The 17,699-nt window shown below is 48.7% G+C and carries 6 protein-coding genes and 2 pseudogenes; 1 reads left to right on the top strand and 7 read right to left on the bottom strand.

The genetic code is table 11. The features are described 5' to 3' along the window. Positions 1–32 precede the first annotated feature (32 nt). The 4 genes from AC0LWN_RS28980 to AC0LWN_RS28965 all read right to left on the bottom strand — a co-directional run bounded on the left by AC0LWN_RS28980 (position 33) and on the right by AC0LWN_RS28965 (position 7,810). Complete coding sequence (locus AC0LWN_RS28980) at positions 33–1,772, bottom strand: sensor histidine kinase (RefSeq protein WP_474671516.1); 1,740 nt, start codon at positions 1,770–1,772, stop codon at positions 33–35. 12 nt (positions 1,773–1,784) lie between these two features. Beyond that, on the bottom strand, positions 1,785–3,380 hold the full coding sequence (locus AC0LWN_RS28975; RefSeq protein ID WP_474671514.1) for a response regulator transcription factor: 1,596 nt from the start codon (positions 3,378–3,380) through the stop codon (positions 1,785–1,787). 63 nt (positions 3,381–3,443) lie between these two features. Next, on the bottom strand, positions 3,444–4,913 hold the full coding sequence (locus tag AC0LWN_RS28970; protein ID WP_474671512.1) for a glycoside hydrolase family 43 protein: 1,470 nt from the start codon (positions 4,911–4,913) through the stop codon (positions 3,444–3,446). Next, the gene (locus tag AC0LWN_RS28965; RefSeq protein ID WP_474671510.1) at positions 4,913–7,810 is read right to left on the bottom strand and encodes a glycosyl hydrolase 115 family protein; all 2,898 of its coding nucleotides are present in this window, start codon (positions 7,808–7,810) and stop codon (positions 4,913–4,915) included. Before AC0LWN_RS28965 ends, AC0LWN_RS28970 begins: the two co-directional genes overlap by 1 nt. A gap of 147 nt (positions 7,811–7,957) precedes the next feature. Here AC0LWN_RS28965 and AC0LWN_RS28960 point away from each other — a divergent pair, with 147 nt between their 5' ends. Then, positions 7,958–8,839 carry an AraC family transcriptional regulator gene (locus tag AC0LWN_RS28960; RefSeq protein ID WP_474671508.1) on the top strand — a complete coding sequence of 294 codons (882 nt, stop codon included), beginning with the start codon at positions 7,958–7,960 and terminating at the stop codon, positions 8,837–8,839. Between the two features lie 36 nt (positions 8,840–8,875). On the opposite strand, the gene AC0LWN_RS28955 is transcribed toward AC0LWN_RS28960, so the two are convergent. The 3 genes and pseudogenes from AC0LWN_RS28955 to AC0LWN_RS28945 form a co-directional block, all read right to left on the bottom strand. Then, the gene (locus AC0LWN_RS28955; protein ID WP_474671563.1) at positions 8,876–15,589 is read right to left on the bottom strand and encodes an endo-1,4-beta-xylanase; all 6,714 of its coding nucleotides are present in this window, start codon (positions 15,587–15,589) and stop codon (positions 8,876–8,878) included. A gap of 195 nt (positions 15,590–15,784) precedes the next feature. Beyond that, positions 15,785–17,044 (bottom strand): annotated as a pseudogene (locus tag AC0LWN_RS28950) (carbohydrate-binding protein); the annotation flags it as partial. A gap of 18 nt (positions 17,045–17,062) precedes the next feature. Next, positions 17,063–17,449: pseudogene (locus AC0LWN_RS28945) on the bottom strand (carbohydrate-binding protein); the annotation flags it as partial. Between the last annotated feature and the right edge of the window lie 250 nt (positions 17,450–17,699).

Genomic DNA, 17,699 nt, shown 5'->3' with positions numbered 1-17,699 from the left:
ACCATACCTTGTACTTTGAAAAGCATATACATTCATTCTGTCTTTTTGAGCTTCCCCTCCATAACCGGCAATGAGATTTCAATGGTTGTCCCTATCCCTTCCCGGGTATCTATCGCAAATGTGAACCTCTCCTGGTAGCTTAACTTAAGCCGGTAATAGGCATTTTTCATACCCACACGCTCACCCATGTCATCGTTCTCCTTCAGATACCGCTTCAGCTCCTCCAGCTTGTCCTGAGACATGCCGATGCCGTTATCCTGCAATCTGAAGTTCAGGTTATCCTCCTGTACAGTGACAGTGATTGTGATGATCCCTTTGTCCGGGCTCGATTCGATGCCATGAATACTTGCATTCTCCACGAACGGCAGCAGAACCATCTTCGGAATCCGCTGCTCAAGAGCCGCCGGGTCTGCTACAATGCTGTATTCCAGCTTGTCGCCAAAGCGGTATTGCTGAATATCCAGAAAACTGCCGATGAGCTCCAATTCCTCGCGTACCGCAACATAATTCTGGTTCCAGGAGATCGACTTACGGAACATTTTCGCCATATGCTGAATGATTTTAGCGGTCTCTTTTTCCCCTTTGATGATGCTTCTCATACGGACCGATTCCAGGACATTGAACAGAAAGTGGGGATTGATCTGGCTGTAAAGAGCATGTAGCTGTGCCTGCTGCTGCTTCAGCTCCAGATCCTTCTTCTGGATATCCGCCACATAAACTTCATTGATGAGATTGTTAATCGTCTCAGTCATCCGGTTGAACTCGATCGTCAGCTGCCCGATTTCATCCCTGGCCTCTTCATGAGGAATCGCCTGAAAGTTCTGGTTCTTCACCTTTTTCATATACTTAAGAAGCCGCACCAGCCTAACATGCAGGGATCTCGACATAGCGGCTATAATGATGGAAGGCAGCACAAAGTTGATGCATGCGAGCCAAATGACGAAAAAACGTGACTTTCGAACCTCTTTGAGGACAAATTCCTCATCCAGCACACCTTGCAGCCTCCACCCCTCCAAGTAATTGATTCCGGTATAAGCAGATTCGAACAACAGCGAGTTCTTCGGAAGAGCGATGTCATCAAACTGGACAGCTTTCTGTGACCACTCTCCCCCCGGAGCATTCGCAAACCGGATACGGCCATGCGGGTCAACCAAATAAACTTTGCCGTTAAAGGCGCTGTTCTGAAGCTTTTGGCGAATCAAATCCATGTTCAAGTCGATTTTGACCAGTTGCTCGATGCCACCGGTGGGGTAGTTGTTTAACCATTGAATGAGACTGAACTTCTGGTCCGAATAGATAAAGCTCGGATACGGTGCGGAAGAGGATTTGGATTGAATGTACCAGTCGGATTTCCGGTCCTCATCCCTCAAACGATCGATATACCCGGAAGACAGCACGGTAGGGTTATCTGTATACACCTGATACCAGCGCACTCCCTGCTCATTTGGATCGGTAAGCGTGCTCCGCAGGTAAGAGTTATACGTCTCTACATAATCCATCTGACTGACAAAACGCCGGGTAATCAATTTGTTGAAAATGGGATCGGCATACAAAGAGTAGGATAAACCCACACCTTGGTCGATAGTTACCCGCAGGTCGGTTTTGAGATTGTCCAAGGCCATATCTGCATCACGGATTTTTTGATTCCGGATATTGGCGGTAGTCACGTTGTAGAACACGATATTGGTTACCACAATGGGTATGAATACCGACAGCAAATACATAAGCAGCAGCTTGTCGCGCAGTTTCATATAATTCAATAGTTTTTTCATCTGAAGGCCTCGCTATCTTTTCTCGATTAGCATGTTCCGGTATTCAGAAGGCGACACATTTTCCAGTTTTTCGAACTGGGTGACGAAATAGTCCGCATTCTGAAAGCCTACTCTGGCCGCAATCTCATACATCCGCAGATCGGTCTGCCTGAGCAGCTTTTTGGCCTCCTGCACACGCAGCTTCAGTAAATAATCGTTGAAATAGACCCCGTAGTTTTTGCGGAACAACCGGCCCAGATAAACCGCGTTCATATAAAACTCGGCAGCTATGCTCTTAAGGCTAATATTCTCGCAGTAATGAGTGTCGATATATTTCTTGATCTGATTAATGCTGCCCTTGAACTGCTCCTTGCGGAGCCGGGCGATATATTCCTCTGCTTCCTTCATGGCCAGCATGAAATGCTCCTTCAGCATTTGCAGACTCCAGTTGCCGTGCTCCCGTTCCGCCAGCTCTTTGAGCCGCCGGACTCCTTCATCACTGCCTTCCATCTCTTTGATTACGCTTATGATGCCTGTAATACACCGGGAGAGGGAGCCGGTAACAGCTTGCGGGGTGAACCGCTGGGTGTGGAAGAGCTGAAACATGCTGTCCACAGTTTGTTGGTATTCAGGCTTATCGCCCTCCTCCAGCTGCATGATCAGCTTGCTCGAAAGGGCGGGAGGCATATCGAATACATACAAGGGTTTATCTTTAATCTGCTCGTACAAAATGACGCCGCTGTTCTCGGCATATTTATGCCTGGCCGCTTCGTTGGCTTCGAGGTAGGAGCGATGAATATTGGCTAAGCTATCGACAAAGCCGCCTGCATAAATGCTGAGTTCGGCATCCAACCGGCAGGAAAGCGCGACACGAAGCCTATTCAAATCTTGCAGAGGTCCGTCAGCCTTGCCGTTCACCCTGTCCGCACCGAGCAGCATTCCGAATTTCCCCGGCTGCTGCTCGAACACGGGAATATCGGTCCTCTTTTCAAGAGAACGTAGCACTTCTTGTACCTGCTTGATTCCAGCTTGCTTCTCCCGGGGAGCAACATGAATATCGGCCAGTATATACCTAAAATATGAAAACCCTTTCAATCCTAGCTTTGCGCAATACTGCTCCGCATCCTCCAGGCGAAGATTCTCCTGCACGAGCGCCTCCAGCATCAAACTGCTTGTGTATTCATCATTCGCAAGGGCTGCGTTTCTTTTCTCGCCTATTTTATAAACCAGCTTTCGTAGGGCAGCCGTCATTTCTTCTTCGTCTATGGGCTTCAGAATATAGTCATGAACCTCATACCGCAGTGCCTGTTGGGCATACTTGAAATCGTGATATCCGCTGATAATGATGAAAATCGGGTCTGCTTTGGCATTCTCTTTTACACTGCGGATCAGACCCAGCCCGTCCAATATTGGCATTCGGATGTCGGTAATGACCAGATCCGGCTGCAATTCCTCGATCATGTGCAGAGCTTCTTTTCCATTGTCCGCCTCCCCCACTATGTCGAGCTTCAGTTCATCCCACGGAATGATTTCGAGCAGCCCTTTACGCACAAACACCTCATCGTCTACCAGTAATACTTTGAAAATAATCGCCACCACCGTTTCCAGTTCATCAATGATCCCCTCCAAGTGTCACTACACAAAAATCCGCCGGTAAAGCCTGCCGACGGAAGTTATGTTTATTTATATGATTTACTCACTAAATTTCCAAGATTTAAGCTTGAACAAGCTCCTGCCAGCTGCTCCTGTGAACACAAAATATAACGAATGTATCCCCTCCGCATCTGAAATCTCAGTCCTTAGCTCGGTCCATTGATCCGGCTGAATGGCCGCAGGGATAGCTAGCTCCCCAATCTGCCTGCCGTCCGGCTGGTCAAGGCGAAGCTCTATAGCGCCGTCCATCCCGCCTCCAGCTACAAAGGCTGTAAATGCAGAGGCCCCTCTGCTGCCGAAATCGACATTGGTTATTGCAATCCAATCGCCTTGATCAATATCCGTTACAGCCATACCTTCATGCGCTAAGGCGGTATTGTCATTTATAGCAACAGGCTCCGTCTTCACCCCCGCACTCCATCCCATTGTAGCCGCTGAAACACGGACATAAGGATCAAATAGCGACACTGGTTCCACACCTTTTAGATCCGCAGCGGCCTCCAGAATAGAACCATTGGTTTCGTCAAAGGATATCCGGTTAATGTGCGTAGAACGGTAGCCGTCTGGAATACTCATGAACCGGGATAAAGTCTGGGCATGATAGGCGATATACCAGGCATCATGGAACTGGAACATGGCATGATGGTTATTGCCTGGGGTTCCGAAGAAGTGCTCGGGATTCTTAAGTATGCTCCCCCTGTACTTCCACGGACCCATCGGTCTGTCACTGGTCATATACGCAATCTCGCCAGCGGGTGGACTTCCTGCCGTGCGGGCGCCTTTGTAAAAATTCGAGCAATAGGAATAATAGTAGGTGCCCTTATATTTGTTAATCCCTGCATCTTCGAACATATAGGGAGCCGGAATGGTCACAGCTTCTCCAAGCACGCTGATCATGTCACTGCCCAGTTCCATCACCCGCGCGGTATCCGGCCAATCATATTTCTCCTCGGGCACTCCGCCTCCAAAATAGATATAGGCCTTGCCATCGTCATCAACCAATACCGCAGGATCGAAGAGCCAGGTAACATCCTCTACACCTGGGGTTGCTCTAGTTATCAGCGCTTCTCCAATGGGGTCTATCCAGGGCCCAACCGGACTGTCCGCAGACAATACCCCAATCCCGCTCGCATTATTGGCAAAATAAAGGAAAAACTTATCCTGACCGTTGATGACCTTATGAGCAGCCGCCGGTGCCCAAGATTGCGTAGCCCATGTTGCAGCGCCCTCAGGTCCGGCCACCTGAATTTCTCCATGATCCGTCCAGTTTACCAGGTCGGCAGAGGAGATCACCGTAATCTTGTTGATGGATTTGTAGCTATTTTCTTTGGCGCAGCCCTCTTCATCAAATTCCAATGTATCACTTGTCATATACAGGTAGACACGGCCGGCGAACACTAGAGCATACGGGTCTGCACCAAATTTATGCGCGACAAGGGGGTTGCCGTTCGGCGGAAGCTTGCCTATAGAGGTATGGCCGCCAGCTGCGGACTCCTTTGTGGACTTCATTATTGATCTCCCTCCTGATTATGATTCTCCTGAATATAAAAGCTTTCTGTTGGCCCCAGGTAGGATGGGGCGAGCTGGCTTGCTGCCGGATAGAGTACAATCCTCTCAAGCACCAGCGTAGGACTTACTGCGTAAATCCTCAGTGAATTTACTCCCTGCTTACAGGAGACCTCGCTGCTGTAAATACGGATATTATCTTTTACTGCATTGACCCATTCGGGACAGCGGGTGTCCAGTGAACGGAAGCGGCCGCTAACCGCATTTTCAATATGAATCCCGCCGCCATTGATTTGCACACCGAGACACAGCTTACGATCCATGTAGGCCGTATTGGACGGCGCCAAATAATAATCCACCTTATAAATTCCTGTTTGTGCAGCAACAAACCGGTATTCCAGATAAGGTCTGTCCCCGGTATCCGTAAAATCATGAAGTGGAGGTAGCACCTTCATCCCCGATAGCGTTCGTCCGTAATCCTCAAGTGTTGTGAACCCGAAGCCAGCCACATCATGCTTATGGCTAAAATGCTCGGCTTCCATCGCAATATAACCATCGCGCTCAAGGAAGGTCATCGGCTCAAGTCCTGCAAGCTCCGCTGGTTCGGCCCAAACGTTGATCTTCACGTTAGCTTCCGGTGCTTCAATGCAGACTACGCCTCGCTCTCTTTCCCGAAGCAGACGGCGATCAATTGTCACAGTGAGCACATCTTTTCGCGTAACTAACCCCTCCGATCTGGACAAGATCAGCCACGGGCAATCTGTAGTGATCTTATACGCGACCGGCATCCGGCTGCCGCAGGCAATGTCGATGTTCACTTCATTCACATCAGGACGCAGACCATCGTAAATATCCAGCGGCTTGCCAGTCCAATGATACCCTTCTGTATAATTGGAAGAATCGGACTTGGCCACGATGATCCGCGGTTTGTTCGCGGGCTCAAGCCTTATCATCAGCGGATAGCGGTTGCCTTCCTCGTTCCAGTGGACAAAACCGACATGCTCGGAAAGCCCCATGCCGTACCACTTGCCATTGTTGATCCAATGCAGCTCATCCGTTAGCTCTCTGTCTTTTTGGATACATCCTGCAATTTCATCCGCCAGGTCGTTCGCCTCTACGCGGTTCTGCCGTGCATAAAATTCATTTCTGCCTGCAATAATCTGCATTCGCTGCAAATTCATAGACGCGGCCGCAGGGAAATAGACAAGCTCATAATAGGCAGGCAGCGCCCAAGCCGGGCATTTCGCTTTCAGCCCTTCGGCAAGCCTCATAATATGCTCCACTTGCTGCAGCAAGCTTTCCGCCTCACCGTAATGCACGGGATGGTAGATTTTCGAATTCATGACTTCCGGTTTACGATTATGATTAATCCGGGTATACCCATCAAGGATTTCCTGGACAAGCTTCCGGTCTTCTTCATCAATAGCTCCACCGAACTGTCTATCTATCCACTGCTTCGTGAAATCCCCGGTCTTGTTCGGCTTGGCAGAGCCCCAAGTGTCCATGTCATAGGCCAGCTCGAAGAAATAGGATAGCGGATATTCCAGAAAGCAGATGTCGCCTATATTTACGACCCATATCTCCTGAATCCCATGATCATAGGCCATTGTGAGCTGTTCCCAGACCTTCGGCAAATAATTGGTATTCATCCAGTCATAGGCGTGAGCGCCTCCATGGAAATCAAAATGATAATACAGCCCATACCCGCCATTATGCTTGCGCATTTCTTCCGTCGGAACGCTTCGGAGATTTCCGAAGTTGTCATCGCTGAGCATCAGCGTTACGCCGTCCAATTCCGGATCGCCCATCAGGCCCGGTGTTTCTTCATCCCCATAAAAGAAGGCTTCCACTTCCGTAAACAGAACAAGATCACGCGGCACCCGCGTCAAGTCTTCACATACATTCTCACGGATCAACCGGTTTTGTTCACGGATTACATCCCGCAGCAGGTTCACATTATCCGCCAGTGTCGCTGCTTCCCCAAGTATCGTTGTATCCTGTTCCCCGCGCATGCCAAGGGTAATCACATTCTCGAAGGCACCGTTACGCTTCAGACCGTCTTGCCAAAACCGCGAAATCCCCTCACGGTTTGTACGAAAATCCCATGCATTCCCGTACACGGAATTCTCACCGCGCATAAGCCCGTATTCTTCTCCGTTACGCATGCAAGGTTCATGGTGCGAGGTTCCCATCACAATTCCATATTCATCCGCCAGTTCTGCATTTAACAGGCCCGGACCATCGCAGTTGAAATTGGATCTCCACATGGCCGGCCACAGATAATTCGCCTTCAAGCGGAGCAGCAATTCGAACACATGCTCATACATTTCTGCATTAAGATCCCCAAAATGATGTGTAGCCCAAGTTCCGAACGCCGGCCACTCGTCATTGATAAAGATTCCCCGGTATTTCACAGACGGCTCCTTGGAAATCCAATTGTCCTTTTCAGTTATAACCACAGCTTCTTTTTTCTCAGGTCGTACATCAGACCAGTCCACCAAAGGCGAAACCCCCAATAGCCCGGACAGATGGAACAAACCGTAAATCGTACCGCGCTTATCGCTGCCTGCAATGACAAGTGCGCAAGCAACCCCGGAGAAGGGCTGTTCCACCAATTGAAAGAGGAATACCTCCCATTTCCCTCTTATTGGCGACAGATCTATTTTCCCTTTCTGCTCCAGCTCATCCAGTACAGGACTATGACCTATCGTTCCATAGATTACGGCATACTTCCCTAGACCCGTCACATCCTGAGCGGTTGCAGGCATGACATCGGTAACCCGCTTAACGTCCTGCCTAACCTTTTCTGCAATCCTTGCAACACCTGTAAACGCTTCCTTTTCGTTATAAAAAACAATGTTTTCTCCGGGTTCTGTTTCTTTTCCCACAATGAACTGCATTTAAAGCCTCCTATTTCCTTATGTCCTGATTTCACCTTCCTTTCTTGAATCATAATGAGTATTCGCGATATAATCTTTGCAAAGAAGCGACAATATATTGCGTGAATACTGATATTTCACAAGATGAACCAGAAAGACTGGATGCCAATGAATCAGGAAAAACATGATATTTTTGTGCCCATTGCCGAGGATATTATCTGCTTTCACAACACCTCGCAAATGAATCAGATTGATATGCCGCTGCCGTATCACCATCATGATGCGTATGAAATTTATTTGTTTCTGAGCGGCAATACGTACATGTATCTTGAGCACAGCTGCTACCATTTGGTGCCGGGTGATTTAATCATGATCAGCCCCGGCGAGATGCACCGGAGTGTCTGTATTGATGATCAGGTGTACGAGCGGATAGGTATTAATCTCAAAAAAACAGTGATGGAAAAGCTCTCAAGCCACCGCTCCAATCTGTTGACCTGTTTCGATTCCCGTCCCTTTGGGCAGAACAATCTTACAAGGCTCTCCCAAGACCAAATAAATGAATATACGGAGCTTGCCGACAAATTAATCGCCTGCCTGCATTCGGACAGCTATGGGCAGGATCTTCTGGCGGAATCCTATTTGACGCAGCTCCTTGTTTTTATTAATACGATTTATAATTCGCCTACCTGCAGCTCTGACAACATTATGCCAGCGCTCGTCAGCAACATAATGACCTATATCAAGGAACATCTGATTGAATCCATTTCTTCAGAGCAGCTGGAGCAGGAATTTCATTACAGCGGCAAGTATATCAGCGAGCAGTTCAGGAGACATACCGGGCTTACGATACGAGCCTATATTGTCGACCAGCGCATTACTTTGGCCAAGAAGTACCTGTCTGCAGGAAAAACTGTCACTGAAGCCTGTGAGCTTTCCGGTTTCCGTGATTATGCCAATTTCATCAGGAGCTTCAAAAAAATAGCCGGCATGCCTCCCGGAAAATTCGCCAAAAAAAGCGCAAGCTCTCCTGATGAGAGACTTGCGCGGTAATTAGCATTGGAGGTTCTCCGGTTATACGAAAACAGCCTATCTGCCGTAAATTCTGTAGATCACTACCGCTGCTTCAGCTCTTGTTGCTGTACCTGCCGGATTAAGTGTGTTTCCGGTACCTTGGATAATTCCTTCTTTCACCAGATCTGCTACACTCTCTTTGGCGTAGACTGCTATTCTTGATGCGTCTGTGTAGCTGCTCAAAGCTTCAGCGCTGCCGCCCGCAGACAATTTGTTCACCGCCTTCAGCGCTCTGGCCGCGATAACCATCATATCCTGTCTCGTGATTTCTCCCTTTGGATTAAAGCTGTTGCCAGCCACTCCGTTGATTATGCCCATTTTCTTCGCAATACTCAGCGCTTCGTAATAGTAGTCGCCTTCACGTACGTCAGCAAAGCCCGAATCACCTTTCGCCTCGAGGCCCAGAGCTCTTACCAGCAGCAGCACGAAGTCGGCTCTCGTGATATTCTTCTCCGGATTAAAGGTCGTTCCGGAGGTTCCCTTGATGATGCCCCTGGCATACAGCGTGTCAATCGCCTCTGAGGCCCAGCTGTATTTGCTGCCCACATCTGTAAAATTGCTCACTGGCAGCGGCGTTGGCGTTGATGTTGGCGCCGGTGTCGTTGTTGGTGTTGGTGTTGGTGTCGCCGTTGGCGTTGGCGCCGCTGTTGGCGTTGGTACTGATGGATCTCCGCTGGTACTGAGCGTAGTTGCAGTGGTCTTCGGACCGTCTGTACTCCAGTTCCCTGCCGCATCCCCTGCCTGGATCGAGAACTCGTATCTTGTTCCCGAAGCAAGTCCTGTCACATCGTACCGCAGTGCCGTTCCAGGCAAAGCAGCGATCACTTCCGATTCCCTGTAGATCTTGTAGCCCGTAACTCCTGCGTCATCCTCAGCCGCTCTCCACGTTAAGGTCAGTCCAGAGGCCGTTATACCGGAAGCCTCAAGCTTGCTTCCCGCCGGCCATGCCGGTGCGCTTGTGTCCGGCGCTGGCAGTGTAGTCGCAGAAGCCGAAGGTCCGCTGGTACTCCAGTTGCCCCCATGATCCCCGGCCTCCACTTTGAACGTATAGCGCGTATCCGGCTTTAATCCCGTTACCTGATGACTGTATACAGCCCCGGTTGCAGTAACCGTGTACACGGCATTCGTAACCGTAACCGGCTTGTCATCGACTCCACTAGTGATCCGGTAACCGGCGATGCCGTTCTTATCCTCTGCGGTTGCCGACCAGGTTAAGGTCAGTCCCGTGCTGGTTACATGGCTGGCTTCAAGCGAACTTCCTTCCGCCCATACTGGCGGCGTGATGTCTACGCCCGGCAGTGTAGTCACAGAAACGGAAGGTCCGCTCGTGCTCCAATTGCCGGCCCCGTCTCCGGCCTCCACCTTGAAGGTATACTGTGTATTCGGTGTCAATCCAGTAATCTGGTGACGATACACAGCTCCCGTTACGGTTTCACTGGATTCACCGCCGGATACCGTAACCGGTTCTTCATCGACTCCGTTGTAAATCCGGTAACCGGTCACTCCATGTTCATCCTGAGCCGCTGGCCAGGATAATGTGAGTCCGGTGCTGGTTACACCGGAAGCTTCAAGCTTGCTTCCTTCCGGCCATACCGGTGGAGCCGGGTCTCCCTTACCGGCGAGGGTGAGGTTCCCGAATACCTCTGTCGATTTCGTCGCCCGGCCAAGCAGATCATTCCAGGTCGCCACGCCTACAAGATTTGCACCCGTTGCGTTATTCACCTGTGCGTCGAACCGGATCTGCGTACCATTTTCCGGGGTGATGGTTTTGAATGGAATCTTCATTTCCACTGTATAATTCGTTCCTGACGTTACGGCCGCCGATTCAAACCCGGGGGAGCTAGCCGGCGTCGAATTACTGAGGAACTTGAAGGACTGCTCGTTCGCAAAGTTGACTCTGTACTCTCCGTCATCTTCGCGATACGGCCACGCATTGATTCTGTCTTCGTCCACATAGGCTTCGACAGAATCCTGCTTCGTCTTGTCTGCATTGCCTTTGCTCAGCTGCGTATCCTTCACCTGGAACAGCACATACAGGTTTTCATCGTCCCACAGCGTTTTAGCCGTTCCGGTGGTCTCCGCCGTTGCCATTAAATGATTATCCATCCGCATTTCAGGCGCATCGTCCCAGATATCATCAACCGTTCCGTCGATGTCAGGCGTACCATACAGAGCCGTGGAGCTTTTGGTCTCCGGCACTGTATAGAGCGGATGCTCGGCCAGGTATTTATCCGGGTCTATAATTGCGTAATAGGCCGGCTTCGGTGCCAGAGAACTGATGAACGGCAGCGGGTTTTGGCTGGCTCTCCAGCTTGAGCTGTCCGTATACCCCCAGATGGTGACCCGTGAAATCTTGTCGGCATGTTTCTTATAGATTTGGAATAATTGGGCGTACAGACTCGCCTGCTTCTCCGCCCACTCTGTAGAGAGTGAGGAGTTCATTCCAGCCAGGACATCCAGTTCGCTGACCGCAACTTCGACGCCCAAGGAAGCGTATTTTTCAATCGCCGCTTCCACGTTGGAAGGTTTCGTTCTCATGTCGTAGTGGGACTGCAGTCCGATTCTGTCAATGAGAAGCTTTCCGGGATGGGACTGCGCATAACGGTCATTAATCTCTTTGACCATGTCGTAGATGGCGTCCCGCTTCTCTGGAAAATCATCATTGAAATCATTGTAATACAGCTTGATACCGCCCCATTCAGGATGATTATCCAGCACTTCCCGGGCCGCAAGGAACGCCTGTTCAACAAAGTCAGGGCCTACGGAATAATACCAAGGCGATTTCCGGAGCGCATCCTTCCAGTCAGCAACAGCCGGCGGTCCATCCTGCATAGCTTCATTGACGACATCCCAAGAGATCACCTTATCCCCATAGTGTTCCATAACAGTTTTGATGTGGGTTCTCATATTCGCGAGTGCCTCATCACGGCTGAGATAAATCGGATTGCCTGCCTGATCCTTCAGCGCATTGCCCGATGCATCCACTTGCTGTGTAAACCAGGCAGGGGTCTGGCTGTGCCATACCAGCACATGTCCGTGTATTTTCATTCCCATAGCCTGAGATTTTGCTACCATTTCATCAGACCTAGTAAATGTAAAGGTACCCTTGTTCTTCTGCAGCGCATCCGGCTTCATCTCATTACCGAAGGTCACACTGTTAAAATGATAGTTAAAGAAAGCGTTCTGCCCGTTGCCAGGGGTAATATCATTATTACCCGGTACATTTCCTAGCAGGAAGTCACTTTTATAGACATCTTTAAGAGGTGCAATATTCTGTAGCCCCGTATCTTCGAAGCTGAAGTCGTCAACATAATACGATGCTGAAGCACTGCTAGGGCTTTCCACATAAAGAGTGACATCATCGTTCAGATAACGATAGGTACCTTCCAGCTTGACCCAGTCTCCGCTATTACTGACGGTCTGGGTTGATAGACTGACATAATAAGGCGTTGGAGCATTCACCAGTGCTGTCAGCTTTAACTGGGCGCTTTCCGGGCTAATGAGCTTAACCCAGACGGCAGCTTTATATTCATTCCCCTTCTTGACAGCATCCTTCACATTAACAGATGGTCCGTCCGAATTCGCAGTTCTGCCGGTTACTTTGAGCGCATAAGCTCCGCCTGGAGTATGGTTGGCCTCATTCGTTGGCGTAAGCGTTACGGTACCGCTTCCCTTCGGCTTGAACCCTTGTACCGTCTGATCCTCAAAATCCTTTTTTATGCTAGTTGAGCCCTCCCCTGCAATGGTAAGCGAATTGACAAATATACTTGCGGTTCCTTTCTTTACAATCAACGCAAACTGACCATTCTCATAGGAAATTGTACTGGAAACCCCGAGTGATTTTAGCTCATTAAGGCTGTTCAGGTATTCTTCAGCCTTGGTCATTAGCGTTGCCGGATCATCACCGGCTGCATTCGGAACTGTAATCCGGTTACCAATTATAGCTGCAGCCTGCTCCACAGCCTGTTGATCCAATGCAGCCGCTTTAGACTCTCCATTAGACATTACCAGGTTCACATTATAGGCGGCTTTCAGATCTGTTGAAGTACTGAGGTTTGTCGTGTACAGCTGCAGCTTCGCGTCCTTGAAAAAGTCATCATTAAATCCAAGGCCCCCCATATTACGCCAGGTTGCACCATTATCAATGGAATAGTTTCCTTGTACCGATGAACCATTCTTATTCAGACGGAACCAGTACGATGCAGGAGCGGAACCGCTTGGATTGGGAAGAGCTGTACCGGAATTATTGCTAAAGACAGCTGCTCCTGACGTACCAACCGTATTCACGTTTGTTGTGCTGCCTCGATTGATTGCATTCAGCTTAAGTGAATCACCGCTCGAGACTTGGCGGATTGCAATGCCAGCCTGTGAGTTGGCTGCTAAAGAAGAAGAATTAAGCAGCGGTTTATCCGTTTGAATATTTACGGTCATCGTCCATTTGTACGAAGAGACAGGATACGGCATTTGCAGCACATCATGCCCGTTCGGATATTCATTGTCGCCTTTATAAGATTGAATGGCTACCGTATTCTCTGAGGTTGAAATTGCACCCAGAGGATTGGCAGAATTAGCCGGATTCAGTACCTTCCACCCTGCCGGAAGCCCATTCGCAAAGCTTACAGATTCGTTGCTTGAAAAGAATACTTTATACGTCTTAACCTGCTCTCCCTTAATAAAGCGTACGACGGCGGTACCCAGCGGATTATCTGCCTGCGCAATACTTACTTTGACTTCCTTATCGCTTGAAGACGCAGTTACTGTTGGAATGTTGGCTGTATTAGCCGGAACCTTATAGCTATACTCACGGATATTAAAATCATTCGCAGAAACGGTAAAGCCGTTCAATGGAACTCCGTTTACTGAAACCGTATTGCTTATCGGAGAAATTTCATCTTCGGTGGAATGCTGAACCAGCACACTTGAAATTCTGGCTGAAGTCGCCGCATACGAGGAAATGCCTACAGTCCCGTTTTTGTGTTCTGAATTTTGCAGCTGCAGTACAATAATTCCGTTGATGCGGACTGTAATGACATTGTTGACTACCGCTATAGAGACAGAAGAAGCTTTGTTTGTTATAAATGCACCTGATGCCGTGCTCAAAATGGTCTTTGTTCTGTTCAATACACTGGACAATTCCAGATTACCGTCATTCAGAAGAAGCTCATAATAATTCGCCTCATCCGATTGCAGGAACTGGAGTCCCAAGGCTCCTTTTTCAAGGCTAACGCTGCTCACAAATTCATAATTGCTCCAATCCATTCCCTTCTTTGAGATCATGGAAGCAGCATCGTTCAACACCAGACCGTTATCCACTAACGGGTTGCCCGCAAGGATAGTCCAGTTATCCAGGCCTGCTGAAGCGAATGTTTCATTTAATAATGATGTGGATGCCAGACTGAATTTCAAGCCGTTTAATTCGGCAATTTCGCTGCTGCTGCTGGATTTAAAAACAAAATAGATCCCATGCTTTCCATCCACAGTATCCAATTCTGAAACGGGAAGCGTCATTTTTGTCTTTTGCTGTACCGCGTCCTTGGAAATGTTCAAAGTTCCGAGCTTTTTGCCGCCTTGCGAGGTCCAGGGACTGTCCAGCATGATGTCAATGGTGCCGTCAACACCTTTTGGAGTGACGTACGATTCAAGCACCATGCTCTGTCCATCGGCAGGCTTTCCGTCAAAATTAAAATACTTGTAGCCTACGATAGAATTATTCTTAATATTCACCACCGGAGCGTCGTTCTGCCATGTATCATAGGTAGCTTTTACAAAGGAGTTATTTCTTAAGAACGAGGCAATACCCGCAGAATAATACTCAAATGGGTTCAATCCGTTAATTTGAAATCCTTCGGAGGTAACCTCTGCTCCGGCATATTCGTTGCCATTGACATCCTTCACTGTCTTCAAACCTGTAATTACGACCTTGCCATCTTCTGTTACATTCACTTGAATCGGCGCAACCATTCCCTGGCGTGAAAATCCGTCATTATTAATGCTTCTATGATAGAACACATACCATTGCCCGTTGATTTCCAGAATACTTCCGTGGGTATTTCCTGCTGGCTGGGATGCCGTCATGGACCCATTCTCCCCAACAACCGGCCCGCGGGCATCAATGATCGTACCGCCATAGGTCCACGGTCCAAGCGGAGTATCCGCATAAGCGTACGCCAGTGTATTATTGGATGCGCTGAGTCCATATTCACCGTCTTTAGTCTTCCGGCTGTATATCAATACATATTTATCCCCTACTTTTCGCAAGGAGGAAGCTTCAAAAAATCTGAACACGTTGCCTTCCGGCGCGTTGTTGCTATTGCCGATCATATCGGTAATGATCGAGGTGCCTGGTTTCACTGAACTCATTGTCGCGGGGTCCAGTTCTGCTGCGTACGATCTTTGGAATCCCCAATATCCGTACACTCTTCCGTCATCGTCAACAAATGCTGCAGGATCAAATCCAAAGATGCCGGTGGTCTGTGTTTGATTGCTTCCTTCCTTCCAGTTGATGACCTCAAAAGGCCCGTCCGGCCTTTTGGATTTTGCCACCATCGTTAATCGTCCACTCCCTTGAGTGTTCGGGTATAGATAATAAGATTTGGACCCGTCGGACTCCTTGACTTCCACTACATCCGGCGCATACAGAATATCGGGCGACCCGTTTACAATAGATTCAAAAATTTTGCCGTCATTGCGCCAATTCGTTAAATCGTCTACAGGAGCAGACCATGCCACAAGATCATATCCGCAGTAAGTTGTCTGCAGGGTGTCATGTGAACCGTAAATATAGACACGGTATTGGCCTGGATGGTCAGGATCTTCGAAAACTCGCGGCTCTCCGTCTGGAATATGCTCCCATAATGGCAAATAAGGATTTACAGCACCTTTGACTGCAGCCGTGTTCTCATCAACATAAGCTGTAACATTAATATGGTCTATGTTCGGTCCCTCCGTCCCGGTAGTTACCAGCTTGAACGAATTGATCCCGCTCTTCATAGGTACCTGAACGGTTTTTTCGCCCCAGGTGCTCCAGCCGCCGGTTGCTGCAAAAGCAGTATTGCTGATTACCTTCGTTCCATTCACATATACATCCAGATTTCTCGTTCCTGCCTGTAGCGCATAGCGGATATTAACATTTTTGGTTCCCGCCGCAGACACGTTGATGCCGTTCCACTCTATGGCTGCATCAGATGCAGCTTGAAAATCTACGTATCCACTGCCGCTGAAACCTGAATTGTTACTTGCCACGATGGAATTCGTCAATGTTGTATGGGTCTCCGCTTCATAAATGCCGCCATCAACTGTGCTATCTGCATACTCTGATACAAAAGTCGTCACACTTTGGGCAGGAAGATCTGCTGTAAACTTGTTGTTCGATACATTCAGAGGTGCTCCAGCTTCAAGATTTCTGGAAGCGTCTGTTACCCAAGAAGAAACACTGGATGCGGACCCGTTTTGCAGAGCAAATGTTTGACTTACTGCTGACGTGCCTTTGTTAATGGCTACAATCACTACCTTGTTATCACCTTTATAAGCAGATACGTATACGTTGGTATCCGGATTCTTGGTTGCGTCAATTCTTACATAGCCAGGACGAATAAATTTCGAATATTGAGCCATGCTGTAACCGCGCTTGCTTATGGTGCCGTCTTCCTTCATGGGGCTGTATTGTCTGCGGATGTACCACCATACGTATGCCTGAAACTCCGCATCCGCCATACCATGATGGATATGCTCCGCAACCTCCAATGCCTCTGGCCAGAGGTCTGCAGAATTATTGTTGCTGTTAGGATAATATACCTCTGTCATCCAAAGCTCTTTTCCCGCCCCTTTTTGCTTGAACAATGGGTACGGGAAGTCAGCATACTGGGTACCGTAAGTATGAGTACCGAGGATATCCATGTTTGCAAGCGCTTCCGAATCATTCAAAATAGGGTCAGACATTGATTTAGTGTAAGAGAATGACTCCGGCGCTATCACCCTGTTATGGATGGAGCCGGCATTCTCCTTCATAAAACGAAGGATTTCCTCCGGGGTCCACCAGGTCCAGTCATGGGCGTAATCAGGCTCATTTTGAATGGATATCGCATATAGATCCACTCCCTGGCTTTTCATGTATGCATCGAACTCATTCAAATACTGCGCATACTCGTCATACATATCGTACCTTAGCCGCTTAGCTTTTGTATCCTGAACAAATGCAGTCAAATTGATGTTGTCTATATACGGTCCTCCCGTACCGGTAGTAACCAGTTTTAATATATTAGTCCCATTATTCATGGGTACCTGGATGTTCTTCTCTCTCCAGGCTGTTACGCTGCCGGTTGCTTCAAAAGGGAGGTTGCTGACTACTTTCGTACCGTTCAAATACAAATCCAGATCGGCTGTCCCAGTTTCCAAAGCATATCTTATTTTGATATTCTTAGTCCCTGTACTGCCGATAACAATATTATTCCACTGAATAGCTGCCCCGGAAGCAGCTTGGAAACCTACATATCCTGTACCACTGTAGCCCGAATTGATATTTTCAATTGCAGCGCTGGTTAGGGTTGCAGCCGCTTCAGCTTCATAAGTGGTGCCGTTGCCTGAGGGCATCCCAAGAGTGAAGGTCTCCACCATATTACCCGGAGGATTCCAAGGCGTAGCAAATACAATCGCTCCGTGCTCAATCGCCGCTTTTGCGGTATCTACTACTTTTGGCCATTTCGTTTTATCTTCTTCAATAGGAATTCTTAGAACAGATAGACCCAACTGCTTCTCTCCATTTCCAAAAGCAGTTTCTCTTTGTTCAGGTGTCAGGTCTGCAATCCAGCCCGGATGATTCATTCCCCCAAAACCACGAATT

The sequence above is a fragment of the Paenibacillus sp. sgz302115 genome, assembly GCF_056120445.1.
This window is presented reverse-complemented; position numbering and strand designations above follow the sequence as displayed.

Excerpts from the sequence above, each read along its gene's own strand:
- AC0LWN_RS28980 (WP_474671516.1), bottom strand. The coding sequence starts at position 1,772 with ATGAAAAAACTATTGAATTATATGAAACTGCGCGACAAGCTGCTGCTT.
- AC0LWN_RS28960 (WP_474671508.1), top strand. The coding sequence starts at position 7,958 with ATGAATCAGGAAAAACATGATATTTTTGTGCCCATTGCCGAGGATATT.
- AC0LWN_RS28965 (WP_474671510.1), bottom strand. The coding sequence starts at position 7,810 with ATGCAGTTCATTGTGGGAAAAGAAACAGAACCCGGAGAAAACATTGTT.
- AC0LWN_RS28970 (WP_474671512.1), bottom strand. The coding sequence starts at position 4,913 with ATGAAGTCCACAAAGGAGTCCGCAGCTGGCGGCCATACCTCTATAGGC.